This is a genomic window from Paenibacillus barengoltzii G22 (assembly GCF_000403375.2).
Taxonomy (GTDB): Bacteria; Bacillota; Bacilli; order Paenibacillales; family Paenibacillaceae; genus Fontibacillus; species Fontibacillus barengoltzii.
The window spans coordinates 1,135,808-1,149,537 of sequence record NZ_KE159652.1 but is presented as its reverse complement, the minus strand read 5'-3'; the positions used below and the strand labels follow the sequence as shown (position 1 = coordinate 1,149,537).

Annotated in this window: 12 protein-coding genes; 2 read left to right on the top strand and 10 right to left on the bottom strand. The window is 52.5% G+C overall.

The window, feature by feature from the left end:
* Window positions 1–115: 115 nt before the first annotated feature.
* Window positions 116–601: a DinB family protein gene (locus C812_RS05340; protein WP_016311652.1), complete on the top strand. Its 486-nt coding sequence runs from the start codon at window positions 116–118 to the stop codon at window positions 599–601.
* 28 nt (window positions 602–629) lie between these two features.
* Here the strand turns inward: C812_RS05340 and C812_RS05335 are convergent, their stop codons facing one another.
* Entirely contained in the window at window positions 630–1,295 is a 666-nt protein-coding gene (locus C812_RS05335; protein ID WP_028538293.1) for a YitT family protein, read from the bottom strand.
* Window positions 1,296–1,739: 444 nt separating this feature from the next.
* Here C812_RS05335 and hmpA point away from each other — a divergent pair, with 444 nt between their 5' ends.
* Entirely contained in the window at window positions 1,740–2,945 is a 1,206-nt protein-coding gene (hmpA, locus tag C812_RS05330; protein ID WP_016311650.1) for an NO-inducible flavohemoprotein, read from the top strand.
* A gap of 70 nt (window positions 2,946–3,015) precedes the next feature.
* Here the strand turns inward: hmpA and C812_RS05325 are convergent, their stop codons facing one another.
* From C812_RS05325 to C812_RS05285, 9 genes are all read right to left on the bottom strand, one after another.
* Entirely contained in the window at window positions 3,016–3,528 is a 513-nt protein-coding gene (locus tag C812_RS05325; RefSeq protein WP_009225289.1) for a Crp/Fnr family transcriptional regulator, read from the bottom strand.
* Window positions 3,529–3,651: 123 nt separating this feature from the next.
* Entirely contained in the window at window positions 3,652–4,581 is a 930-nt protein-coding gene (locus C812_RS05320; RefSeq protein WP_016311649.1) for a hypothetical protein, read from the bottom strand.
* An 11-nt stretch (window positions 4,582–4,592) separates the two neighbouring features.
* Window positions 4,593–5,933, bottom strand: coding sequence for a nucleotide sugar dehydrogenase (locus C812_RS05315; protein WP_036624699.1), 1,341 nt, complete (start codon window positions 5,931–5,933; stop codon window positions 4,593–4,595).
* A 66-nt stretch (window positions 5,934–5,999) separates the two neighbouring features.
* Window positions 6,000–6,809: a response regulator transcription factor gene (locus C812_RS05310; RefSeq protein WP_016311647.1), complete on the bottom strand. Its 810-nt coding sequence runs from the start codon at window positions 6,807–6,809 to the stop codon at window positions 6,000–6,002.
* Between the two features lie 132 nt (window positions 6,810–6,941).
* Entirely contained in the window at window positions 6,942–8,339 is a 1,398-nt protein-coding gene (locus tag C812_RS05305; protein ID WP_036624697.1) for a glycosyltransferase family 2 protein, read from the bottom strand.
* 43 nt (window positions 8,340–8,382) lie between these two features.
* Window positions 8,383–9,138, bottom strand: coding sequence for a hypothetical protein (locus C812_RS05300; protein WP_016311645.1), 756 nt, complete (start codon window positions 9,136–9,138; stop codon window positions 8,383–8,385).
* A 26-nt stretch (window positions 9,139–9,164) separates the two neighbouring features.
* Complete coding sequence (locus tag C812_RS05295) at window positions 9,165–11,396, bottom strand: hypothetical protein (RefSeq protein WP_016311644.1); 2,232 nt, start codon at window positions 11,394–11,396, stop codon at window positions 9,165–9,167.
* A gap of 922 nt (window positions 11,397–12,318) precedes the next feature.
* Complete coding sequence (locus C812_RS05290; protein WP_016311643.1) at window positions 12,319–13,116, bottom strand: arsenite methyltransferase; 798 nt, start codon at window positions 13,114–13,116, stop codon at window positions 12,319–12,321.
* Between the two features lie 72 nt (window positions 13,117–13,188).
* Window positions 13,189–13,635 carry a MarR family winged helix-turn-helix transcriptional regulator gene (locus C812_RS05285; protein WP_028538299.1) on the bottom strand — a complete coding sequence of 149 codons (447 nt, stop codon included), beginning with the start codon at window positions 13,633–13,635 and terminating at the stop codon, window positions 13,189–13,191.
* Between the last annotated feature and the right edge of the window lie 95 nt (window positions 13,636–13,730).

Below are 13,730 nucleotides of genomic sequence, written 5' to 3'. Positions count from 1 at the left end.
TTCGTAACGACCTAATCAATAAATAAATAGTTACATTTTTCATTTCTTCTGCTACAATGCCATTGTAACCCTTGAAATCATAATTAGCCAGTTACAATGATAAGGAGGAAATGGAATGAGCATTACCCCCGTCGATTTACTCGTTGTACAAAAGGACAATACTTGGGATGTCGAGGAATGGATCGTGCCGTTGTCGACAGCATTGGAGGGATTGACCGCCGAGCAAGCTGCTTGGGCTCCTCTGGGAGGCGGAAATACGATCTGGCAAATCGTCAATCATATCAACTACTATAACGGGCGGATGCTCAGCCGTTTGAAAGGAATCGAACCGGGCCCCCGATTCGAAACGAACGAAGAGAGCTTCAACGGTACTGGAGCTCAGGACGAAGCGGCCTGGGATGACGTGCTCGCTGAAACGAAACGAATTCAATTGGAATTGCGCGAAGTGATCGCTTCCTTGACCGCTGAAGCCCTGGCGGCACCTTATGTCAATACGGGCGAGTCGTACGGACACGAACTCTCCCGCTGGATGCTGCATGATGCCTATCATGCCGGACAAATCGTATTGATCCGCCGGCAGCAGGGCTCTTGGAGATCCTAATCCAATCAAAGAGAAAACGGCCCGAGCCTTAAGCTCGAGCCGTTTTCTCTTTGATTGGATGGTAAGGCAGCCGCATCGGCGTAAGCTGTCCCTGACCGTAATGGACGGTCCAGGTAATCACTTTGCCGGCGATCAGCACTGCCAATATGGTAAACATCGTTTCTTTGAATGGTAAATATAACAATGAGACCGTCAGCACGACCGCATCCATGATAATAAACATTGTACCGATCTTGATGCCGGACCACTGGCTTAGCAGCATGGACAAGATATCGTCCCCGCCGCTCGCTCCGCCGGCCCGCAGTACAAGTCCCGCACCGAAACCGGTGAGAAGACCCGACAGTAATGCGGCCAACGGCAGGTTGCCGTGCAGGTTCATCGACAGCGGCGAAAATTGCTCGCACAACTCGTAAACCAGCGAAAACGTCAGTGATGCCACCACCGTATTCAGCACGAACCGATGGCCCTTCAACCACCAGGCAAGCACCACGATCGGCAAATCAAGTGCGATCATGGTCAAGGCCGGAGGCAGGTTAAACAAATATTTGCCAAGCAACGCCAGGCCAACAAATCCGCCTTCCGACAATCCGTTCTGAAAATTGATGTGGTAATACGTAAACGCCAATAAACTAGATCCTGCTAACATCATTAATAACCGAGTACCGTACGTCTGCCATCTTGCTATTGTCCTCATTTGGAATCCCTCTTATCGTAGTTTGGTTGACCATTCGGCAACACCCTACGGAGTGAGTCCATGAGGAATTCATCCTTCGCATGATTTCACGCTTCTTTCGTAGGTTTGTCGCCGAAATACCGACTAGCTACGAAAGGAGCTAAGTGTAAGAGAGATCACAACGTTTCCAAATCGTCCTTTGGGATTTCGTCCTTCGGGGACTCATGGTATCCTGATCCTTTCTGTTAGAATTTCTTCTATTCATATTATACCACAAAACGAATCATGACTCCACGGGACAGACGACAAGCCATTTTATTTCCTTGGATAATGTGATAGATGTCATTGCATTTTAGTAACAGTTCACACATTGGCAATTTTCGATGTGACGAAAGTCACCTTTTGGCCATTCAAGCCTTCCTATACTGAGGTGGAACGAAAAATCAAGGAAAGAGGGTTCCACCGATGCTTGATTCAAAGACGATCGAAATCATTAAATCTACCGTACCTGTTCTCGAAGTTCATGGACAAACGATTACGAAAACCTTCTATCAGACCATGTTCAAAAATCATCCTGAACTGCTCAACGTGTTTAACCATGCCAACCAACGCCAAGGCAAGCAGCCTACCTCGCTGGCGAATGCGGTGTATGCCGCTGCGGCGCACATCGACCGTCTGGAAGAGATTCTTCCGGTCGTTCGCGGCATTGCCCAGAAGCACCGGGCGTTAGGAATCCAGCCGGAGCAATACCCGATTGTTGGCGAGAACCTGCTCGCCGCCATCAAGACGGTGCTGGGTGACGCCGCCACCGAGGAAATCCTTGATGCTTGGGCTAAGGCATATGGCGTCATTGCGGACGTATTTATCAGCGTAGAAGCGGAGATGTACCGCGAAGCCGAGCAAAAAGAAGGCGGTTGGCGCGGATTCCGCCGCTTCATCGTTGACCGGAAGATTAAGGAGAGCGACGTGATCACCTCCTTTTATCTGAAGCCGGAGGACGGCCAAGCGATTGCCGCCTATGAGCCGGGGCAATACATTACCGTCCGTGTAAAACCAGAAGGCCAGGAGTTTACCCATCTGCGCCATTACAGCCTGTCCACGGCACCGGGCAAGCCGTATTATCGGATTTCAGTGAAGCGGGAAGATGCTGCGGAGGACCGCCCAGCGGGCATTGTCTCGACCTATCTGCATACTCAGATCGAAGAAGGCGATGTGCTCGAACTTAGCGCGCCGGCCGGCGATTTCACATTGAATCCATCGTCGAACCTGCCGCTCGTGTTGCTCAGCGGCGGCGTTGGTCTTACGCCGATGGTCAGCATGTTGGAAGCAGCGCTGCAAGGCGAAAACAAACGCGATATCGTCTATGTCCACGCCGCTCGCAACGCGAAGCACCATGCGATGAAGGAGCATATTGCCGAGCTCGCACGGATCAACGACAATCTGCGTGCCTACACCGTATATGAAACGTCCGAAGCCGGCGAAGGCTGCGACAAAACCGGCTATATCGATCTGCCTTGGCTGAAGACGATTACGACAGCTGACAGCGACTTTTACTTCTGCGGCCCGGTTCCCTTCATGAAGGCGGTTCGCCGCGCCTTGAAGGAATGGGGCGTGCCGGAAGAGCGGATTCACTTTGAATTTTTTGGACCGGCTGGCACCCTGGACGAATAAGCGGCTTACCAAAAGCGCGGATAACCGGAGCAATCCCGGTTATCCGCGCTTTTGTTCGTGAAGCCGTTTCTTATGACCGTTCGTGACCATGGCTGCGCAGCAACCGGTTCACCGTCTCTCGCCGTACGCCGATCAGCTGTCCGATCTCTTCTTGAGTCAAATAATCGGTCAAAGGTACGCCATGAGCATGCTGTCCCAGCCATTTCGTCAGCAGCTCCAGCCGTTCGGCCGGCGTCCCAATCGTCAAATGGTCAAGCCGCTCCTGCATGAACCGAACCTTCTCCTGCAGCAGCTGCGCGACCTCCAGCGGCTTCTTCGGATCCTCCTGAAGCTCGCGATACCACACCTGCGCAGGGATCGCTTCAACCTCGCTGCGCATGAGAGCGATCGCCGTCCCGTGCACCTCTTTCGGGGTAATCAAGGAATGATGCGGTACCGTTTCCCCCGGGTACAAAATATTAAACAAAACCATGTTCCCATTTGGGTGCAGACGCGTTACCTTAAACAGCCCGCTCTTAATATGGTATAGAAAAGAACCATCGTCCCCTTGACGGAACAAGATTTCGCCTTTATGCAGGATCATGCCAATCTCTCCATTTCCACAACTGCCAATTAGTATTATTATAGCAAAAACAGAGAAGACTGTCCTAACCAAGATCAAAACAAAGGCTGCCCCCGTCTATTTCTATGGGGCAGCCTTCTGTTATTACGGCCCGTTGAGTTTACGATGCCAAGCCTCATAGCTGTGAACGGCAATGCCGGCAAACGATCCGTGCCTTTTCCCCAGCTCCTCTAACCTTTTCATTTCCCGGTCCAGCGAAGCAAGCGGCAGATCATGGAAGGAAACGCCGGGCCCTTCCCGGCTCTCGCCCAGCTCGACGCCCACCCAAACCTGTTTCTTTTGCCGATCCGCTTCATTTAGCGTCCGCTGTGAAATTTCATAGATGCGGCCAGCAGCATCCCGATAGGCCATAATCGCCAAGTAATCGAACTGATCAACCATCCAGTCGCCCAGCGGCAGCTGCAGGGCTCCGCTCGGGTGATCTATCCGATCCAGCCAGAATGGAACGGCCGCACCGATCGCAAGATCGTTATATCTCGCCTCTTCAGTCCAGATACGGATGCCCTCCATCCATTGCTCTATCACGGTTTCTTGATCGTGCTGCCAACGGTCCAGCAAATAGGGCTCAACGTCCAGTTGGACGCCCGCAAACCGCTCCTCCGGCTTCCCTTCCCGGTTAAAGTCGATCACCCATTTCAGAAACGCCTCGGCTTCGCCCCGATGCTCCCGCAGCGCCCAATCCGGATGACCGCTTAAAGCATGTACCTGGATACCTGCCTGGGAGGCAGCGCGGATGAAGCTCCGGTAACCGCCCTGCTCCACCCCGCTGCCAATTTGCAAGAAGATTGTATTCACGCCCTGCCTGCGGACGAACTTCAGCAGCTCGTCCGGTTGCTGTTCGATCACCTTCGTTTCCCAAATCCAGGTTGCCTTCGCTTGTGAACCTGATGGCCGGATAAAAGCCAATAACATAAGCAAAGCCAATAGCAGCATTCCGCCAAGCACCAGCAGGGTCGGCCGCTTGCTTCCCGACAACATCCGAAGGCGGACGAAGATCGGTTTTTTGAGTATCAACTCTCGTATCCTTAACCTACGATCAACGCTGGGGACTCTTCCTGAACATGTGCAACCGAGTGGCCGATCTTATACACATGCGGCAGCGGATAATCACGGAACGCATTGCGCGTGTCCACGATTGGAACGCCGAGGTGAGCGATGCCTTCATAATCGAAGTTGCTGTGATTCGTCACCAGAACGATGCAGTCATAGGCTTTGAATCGATCAAGGTCGTATTCGACGCTGTGCACCACGCCGCCGGATTTTTCACGGAAGCTTGTCGCATACGGGTCGTAATAGTCCACCTTGGCGCCGCTGTCCTTAAACAGCTCGTATACGGACAATCCCGGCGATTCGCGCAGGTCGGCGATGTCCGGCTTGTACGCCATGCCAAGGATCAGGATGCGGGATTTTTTAATCGATTTGGCGTATTCATTCATGATTTTGGACGTTTTATTCACGACATAATAAGGCATGTTGTCGTTGGTCGACTGCGCCAGCTCGATGAATTGGCTGTAAAACCGGAAGCCCTTCGCTTTCCAGCTCAAATACATCGGATCCAGCGGGATGCAGTGACCGCCGATGCCTGGTCCCGGATAGAACGGCATAAAGCCAAACGGCTTGGTCTTCGCCGCGTCGATGACTTCCCAAATATCGATGCCCATGCGGTCGCACATCATAGCCATTTCATTCACAAAAGCGATATTCACGCTGCGGAACGTGTTCTCCAGCAGTTTGGACATTTCTGCCACTTTCGGCGAGGACACAGGAACAACCGTTTGGACATATTGGGAATACAGTGCCGTCCCCAAATCCAAGCAAGCCTTGGTAGTTCCTCCGATGACTTTCGGGGTGTTGTAAGTATTAAATTTCGGATTGGACGGATCGACCCGCTCCGGCGAGAAGCAGAGGAAGAAGTCCTCACCTACCGTATAGCCCAGCTTCTCCAGCTCGCGTTGAATCAGCTCTTCCGTCGTCCCCGGATAAGTTGTGCTTTCCAGCGTAATCAGCATGCCTTTTTTCATGTACCGCTTCAACTGATCCACCACGGTGACGATATAGGAGGTATCGGGATCCTGATTTTCGCTCAGCGGCGTCGGCACGCAGATGCTGACCGCGTTAATCTCGGACAATACCGCGTAATCCGTGGTTGCCTGGAATCGCCCTGTGGCCATCACTTCGGCCAGCGTTTCGGACGGGATATCGTGAATATACGATTCTCCGCGGTGGATTTTCTCGATTTTTGATGTATCCAGATCGATGCCCACCACTCGGAATCCTTGCTTCACCATTTCCACTGCCAGCGGCAAGCCGACATAACCTAAACCCACTACGCCCAGTACGGCGGTTTTCGATTCAATCGCATTCATCAGCTTCTGGTAATGATTGTTCACAGGTTTCTACCTCCATTATGTTCTCTGTATTGGAATCAGATGTTATTGGATGCAACGGCGAATTCGCGCGTCGAGTTCAACCGGGGAGAACGGCTTGGTGATATAATCGTCTACCCCGTTTTGGAAGCATAAGCTGATCGTTTTCTCGACCCGCTGCTCCGTTAGCACAACGATTTTAGGCATCTGCTCGTTGCCGACCTTCTGAATTTGATGGATATACGGCAGTCCATCGATCCCGTACAGGTTCAGCTCCGTCAGCACCAGATCCGGCTTCCAATCGGCAATCAAGTCCAGGGCGGTCAAGCCGTTATCGGCTGTCATCGTTTCATAGCCCTGCATATTCAGCCGGATTTGAAGGAATTCGCGTACCGCCGGATCCCCTTCCACGATTAGGACTCGGCTTTTGACAACCAGCATGTCAGCCTTGGTAAAAATATAAATATCATCGGAGTAATTCTGTTTGGCTTTTTCCTCGATTTGACTCAGCACCTGCGGGGTAATCGCTGCCTGCGAAGTGAAGCTGGCCAGCGCCATCCGCGGACGGTAATCGGCAATGCGCTCCTGCAGCTGCTGCTTCAGGCGCAAGCCTTGATAGTGAACCGCATCCAGTGTCAGGCCTGGCAGCAGTACCGCCACGCTTCCTGGCTCATCCCCGCTCCATACATCAAACTGAAGTCCAGGTTCAGACTCCAAAATTCCCCGCACCTGGGATGCCACGTTAGAGGGGCCGCCTGCGGAATAAATGAATACCACCCCGTTTACCTCGCTGGCTGTTTCCCTCACGCGTTGCCCCATGCCGGCGTATAAGCCGGATTGTTCCGTTTGGTTATGCAGTGCTGTCAGGTTTGACATCATTCATTCCCGCCTTTCTTCTTCCGTAAGTTTATCCTTAAGTTTGGTTACTTCTTGGATCCAAGCCTTCCTTTGCCCTATCATCTCCTTTCCGGCAACCGCCGCAAAGCGGGGGAGGGAGCTCTCCGTTCCCTAGGCTGACTTGGCCGGCTTGGCTGTTTTGGCAGCCGAATCTCCTTTGTCCTGCCAGCTTTGACGGGTCATCGTCCCCCAGGAGTTGTTATTGCGCATAAACTGGATATGTCCCTGGATGCGCCACAATCCCCCGAGCTGCGCGTAACCGAAAAACTTTAGCGCCGAGAACAACAACAGCTTGCACAAATCCGACAGCTTGTCGAATCGTTTGAACGCCAGTTCCTCCAGTAAGAGCGCCCCGATACTGAGCACGTAACCGCTGAGGAAGTTGATCAGCCAGAAGATCGCAAGAATCCGCCAGTGCGTCATGTCCATCAGCGTGTACCCAATCAGGGCGAGCAGCCCCGTGATTTTAAAATAAGGGTTCAGCGCTTCAAAAATAATGTTGTACGGCATCGTCAGAAGCCCCATCACCTTGTATCTCGGATTAAAGGCCATGTCGTAGTTCTCGATCATGTTCTTCAGGTTCCCGCGGCCCCAACGCTTGCGCTGGTTCGACAGAATCCGGTACGTGTCCGGCGCTTGTGTCCAGCACACCGCTTCCGGACAGAAGGCGATACGGTACTTCAGCTTGTTCTCCAGCATGTACCGATGAAGTTTAATGATGATGTTCATATCCTCGCCGGGATACCCGCCGCGATAACCGCCGACGGCGATAACGTAATCCTTGCGGAACAGGCCAAACGCTCCAGAGACGATGATCAGCCCATTGATTGAACTCCAGCCGATCCGGCCGCCGAGGAACGCCTTCAAGTATTCCGTGGCCTGGAACATCGGCCAGATTTTGCGAGGCAGCGAAACCTCTTTCACTGCCCCGTTCTCAATCACGCAGCCGTTGGCAATCCGCACGTCGCCGCCGATGGCCACCGTTTCCTCCGGATTTTCCATATACATCCGAGCCATCCGGATCAACGCGTCCTTCTCCAGCAACGAGTCGGCATCAATCGAAGAAATGAGCGGATAATGCGCCAGGTTGATGCCGGCATTCAACGAATCGGCTTTACCGCCGTTCGGTTTGTCGATGACGTACAGATGCGGGTACTTCGGATTGTGGTACACCGCCGTAATCGGCTGACAGTCGATCGTGTGACGAACGTCTGGATTCTCTAGCGGCATCAGCTCAAATTCTTCCCGCAGCACGCCCAGCGTGTTATCCTTCGATCCGTCGTTAATAACGATAACTTCATAGGTCGGATAGTTCAGGGTCATCAAGCATTTCACGTTCTCAATAACCGTGAGTTCCTCATTAAAGGCAGGCACCAGCAGCGAGACCGGCGGTACCAGTTCAGAACCGGACAGCGTGTTGTATTTCGAATAGGCCGCCCGGCGGAAGATCGTCAGAATTTGGCGGAACGAGAACGTCATAATCGAAAAATAAATCAAGTTAACCGACATGACGTAATACGTCGCAAACAGACCATAAATCAGCAAAATATCTCTAAGCAGTGGTCTCCCTCCTCTCAAGCGCAAACGCATAACGCCCCAGCGCCGGGACTTGCCCCGGCATTTCTTGGCCGCGCATCGCAGCCATCGCCACCTTCACCAGATCCGGGTTGTCTTCCTTCATCAACTGAAGGAGAAGCCGGCTGGTGTCCAGCCGCGTCTCCATCAGAATATCAGCGGCGAGATGGTGAATCGGTTTGCCATGACGCAACAAATAGACCAGCATATCTCTGAGCTGCTGCTCATGCTCCGCGCTCTTGGCAATTGAGCGGGCAATGACGATGCTCAGCGGGCTGTATTTCTGATCCTTCAGCATCGTGAGCAGCCGCGGCACCGCCTCCGCCGCCCGCATCCCGCCAAGCCGGTAGGCGGCGGCGATCCGCCGGCCGTAGAACAAGCTGTCGAGCAGCTTCAGGTCCTGCTGGACAAAGCCAGCGTTGTAACATAATGCGATCAGCTTCTGCTGCAGATCGCCCTTAAATTGTTCGATCCATTCGGTTACCCGCTGTTGGATCACCCGCCGTTCCAGCTCAGTCAGCTTGCCCGGCGGCAGCGGAAGCTCCTCAGCATCGCCCAAATGAGCCTGAAGGAACATGAAATAGTCTTGGTGCTTCTGCAAGTATTCCTTCGTTTTACGCTGAATGCGCAAATGCCGGATCTTTAAGTAAAACAAGAGCAGTATGCCTATGCCGATCAGCCCCAGGCATACATAAATAAAGGCAATTGCTAGGCCAAGATGCTGACCCGCCATCTTCATTTCCTCCTCTCGGCGCCTGGTTATTCTCCCGTGGTCCTGCGATCTGGCAAGGTGCGGTAGAACGCCTGCAAGGCGTAATAACCGGACTTAAGCCGTTCGGTGTACTGCACGGTTTCCCAAGGCTGCCATACGTATTTGGGGAACGTGTCCAAAGCAACGTTCTCCCCGCTGTCACCGTGATCTGTCCCCGATTCACTTCGCTCCTCAATCCAAGGCACGAAGGTGATGCCGTCGGTCTCGGTCGTCGAGAAGGCGAGGTCCTCCTTCAAAGGCCGGTAGTCGATGACCTGGCGCGAACTGGGATCAGCGAAGCCCAGCAACATCCAAGGAATGCGCAGTTCTACCTCATTGCCGCTGTACTGCCACGAAGCGAGAGAGTTGAAATCATCGCTTCCCGTGTCGGTTGTGCCGCGAATCAGCTGCCCAACGGTCATGTCCTGAAACGGATGGGCCGATCGGGTATCCGGAGGTTTCATGGTCAAGCTGACCGCCAGCTTCCAAGGTTGAAACTGCACGGTTTGCTCCTCGGTAGGATCGTCCAGCATCCAATAACCGTACCGCCCGTAGAGACGGCGGTGGAAATCGTAGCTTGGCGCCACCCGCACCTCAGTCTCCTCATCGCTTCCGATATTCACGATCGCTTCGAGGCCGTCGTCTAACCGCAGCCCTGGCATCTCCGTCACCGGTTGGTTGCCGCCAGGCTGTGTGTTTGCACCGAGGCGGATGAGCCGCTTCGCAGGGTCGAACGGCTCGCTGAGCCGCAGCCCGACATACACATAAGCTTCGTCATGGGTCACCTGCAGCCGGTCGATGCCAGATGCTGGTTGATCCCAGGCTTGGACCTCTCCCTCCGGCAGGTTGTCCCAATCGTCCAGCTTGCCGTCGATGATGAGATCGTCTTCTTTTCCGGGACCCATGGACAACAGGCCAAATTGTTTTTCGTTCGTAAGCACATTCAGCCAAAAGGCGCGTCGATCCTCCGGGATCTCAAAGCGCATCGTATTCCACGTCTTCTTAAACCATTCATCCTGCCACATGAACAAGATCGCGCCGGCATATCCGGTATCGTAAATATCCTTCGTCAAAGAGACGTTGATTTCACCTTGCTCTTGTTCGTTGTGCCCCCCCTGGTTCCGTCCCCCTCGGCCGAGGTGGGAGACGCCCAGCGAAGACGGGACGCCATATTCGGTAATCATAACCGGAATGTCCTTATAGTAAGCTTTGAGCTCCTGTAAGTAAGCTTTATAGGTGTTGTAATCCCCATTTCCATCCGGAATCGTCTCGAGCGTCTTATCCAGATGGAAAAAGTCGGGATAGTACGGATACGCGTGATAAGCAGCGAAGTATCCTGCTTCCCATTTCACCGGCCGAATATGGGTGGCATCCACACTGGCCAGATCCTCCTCGAACAACGGTTCACCAGGATGCTCCAGCACATCCGTGGTCACCCAATTCGTAAACGTGATCGGATGCTCCCAACCGTAAGCCCGCTCCTTCTGAGCCGTGTCGTCCACCAGCTCCGCGAGCCAGCTCTCAAACGGGGTTGCTTCCTCGGTCGCCGCAAAATACTGTCCTTGATACGGCGTAACATCCGCGTGCTTGCGGTTCGTATTATCCACCATTTCCGGGTCCCATTCGGTGCCGATATGCCAAGCCATGAGATAAGGACCGGCGTTGGCGGTATATTTGCCGCCCGATGTTCCCGGCTGCTTGGGCACCTTCAAATCGCCGTATACAGCTTTGACCGCTTTTTCAATTTCCTTGTGAAAGGCTTCCTTGATCCCCGGAATATAAGCGTCCTGCTGCTCAATGAGCTGCTCTTCCGGCGACCAGATCCCTTGAATGAAATAGAGGGGATCCTTCCCTTTGTCCCGGTTGTATTTGACGAGCGCCTTGTAGAACACCGGGTTGTGCACCGTATAAATACGAATGACGTTTGCGCCCATATCGTCAATTTGTTGGAACCAGCGTAAGTAGTCGTCTTCCGTGATCGGAAATTCCCCAGGAAAATGTCCCGGCACCGTCGCCCCCAGGTTGACGCCTTTGACGAACAGCTCCTCCCAGCGGCTCTCGCCGTCATAGGCGAGAAATTTGTCCCCTTTGGTGCGGAACTTCAGCTCGGTTCCGTCCTCTGCCGCATAGCTGTAATGGGGCGGCGGCCAGTTTAATACGACCAGCACCACGCAGCCTGCGATCAAGAGGCCTGCCAGAACGAGCCCGATCGCTAATCGTTTCTTCGCTAATGTCGTCATCGGATTTACCTCTTAGTTCACCTCGCTGTTCTTCTTCTCGTGCACGTTCCGTTTAAGATCGATGCCCCTGCTGTGTCTGGCCTCCGATGAGCAATAAGGGCAGCAACCTTACGTACGGCCGCTTTTCTATGCAGCTATGCAGGTGATGATGCAGTATGGCCGATTCGCACCTCCGCTTCTCAAAATCACTTTTAATCATGAACCAACCGGACCTGTCGTGTAACTAGGCTGTTGGGAGTGTTTTACAGTTGGGCCTGTTTTCCGGGGGGATACGGATTTTCGGCACCCTTGTCCGGTTGGTTCATTTCGTGATAATAGACGTGCGAAATTCATCTAGGTTTCGCTCAATTTTTACACCCTTTTCCATAATGGTTACAAAATTGATACCAAAGTCTTGTCCGAAAATCGCATCATTCTGCGGTTTTTCGCGATTTGCTTCCGTTACAGCCCCTCACAAAAAAAGCTTCCCAGGTCCCAGCTTGGGACTATCGTTTTTTCAGCATCTTGGAATACGTTTTTGCGTCATGCCATCCTGCCTTGATCGGCGACTTCCTTCCTAAAAAATGACGTTTTCCCGCCCACTCCCTCCAGATCCCAGCTCATCCATTTTTCACCTTCTGTTAACAAAAAAAGCTCCCGATCCGCCAGCGGCAGATCAGCAGCTTCATTGGTTTTACTTTAGCTTTGCACAAATTTACTCGTCGTTAATCCGGCGAATCGATGTCGGCTCCAATAATGTCCGCAAACGCAATCCCTTCTGGTCCAGACTCGGTCTGAAGGCACGCCCGTCGTGCCCCGGGATCGACTCTCGGCACAGTTCCTAGGACCTCTCGTCCTTGCCATCCCCCTTAGAGACGTTAGGGGAACCGACCTTCCGGTTCACAGCGAGTGCCCGAGAATGCGCGGTCGGAATCGATGAACCTTAGGGTCTGACCGCTTTGATGACGGCAGAAACAATGTAGTCTTCTACCTTCGAACCAGGGACCCAATCTTTAATAAACGCTCTGGATTCCTCTTTCGGCTCGACTACGATATCCTTAAATCCGCTTTGCTTAAGCATCGCTTTGAGTTCCTCAACCGATGAAGCCCCAGATACGCACCCCGAATACAAAACATCCAAGTCGTTTTTGATTTCCGCCGGAAGCTCTGCCGTCGTAACGACATCGGAAATGGCTAGACGCCCGCCGGAGCGTAAAACACGGAATGCCTCATCAAAGACTTGTTGTTTATCCGGCGAGAGATTGATGACGCAGTTAGATATGATCACATCCACCGTTTGATCCGCAACCGGTAAATGCTCAATCTCCCCCAGCCGAAAATCCGTATTCGTGAACCCGCCTTTGACAGCGTTGCCCCGAGCGCGGCTCACCATTTCAGGCGTCATATCGACCCCTATCACATAACCGGTATCCCCAACCTGCCTTGATGCCAGAAAACAATCGAAACCGCCGCCGCTTCCGAGATCCAATACGACTTCCCCCGGTTTCAGCTCTGCTATTGCCTGCGGATTCCCGCATCCTAGGCCTAGATTCGCGCCAGTTGGAACAGCCGCTAGTTCTTCAGTAGAATAACCCAACTGCGAAGAGACCTCATTGGCCGTACCGCAGCAGCTTGATTCTGACGAGCAGCACGAGCTGGACTCCTCCGCCCCTTGCAAAGCAATTTCTTTGTACCGGCTGCGTACATTTTGGCGAATTTGATCGTTCTTGACTTGATTCATGAATCCTCTCTCCTTTACTTTTTTATATTTATAATTATTTGCATTTTGCAAATATTATTGAAAAGATCGCCCTTAATAAGGGGCTGAACAACATTGGCTGGATTTCGCCATCGCTTCGTTTAATAGTTTGATCGAGCGGATGACGGTCTCTTTTTCAAAATCGTTCATGTGCGAGAAGATTTCGTTGAAATAATCTTTCATTTGCTGGTCAATTGCCCCCGCAACATACTTGCCTTCCGTCGTTAAGGAAAGAAGATGCACCCTGCGGTCTTTTGGATCGGGCGTTTTCTTGACTAAATTCATCTTAATTAACGATTGAACCTGTCTGCTAAATGTCGTGATATCGGTCCCTAATGTCTCTGCTACTTGCTGAATAGAAGGCTTGTGCTGACGATCAATTTCATAAAGGATATGGCTTTGAATGACGGAGATGTCACAGCCACCCGCAGAACAGCAGTTTTTATTCAGAAAGCCAAAGCGACGAGTCATGATCTGAAATAATTCACGTACATTTTCCACATTTTCCACGGTGCCTCACCTCTCATGAAACAGTTATACCGCATTTATTTGCAATTTGCAAGTATTAACTTTACCTTTATCTCAGGAAATGGGTT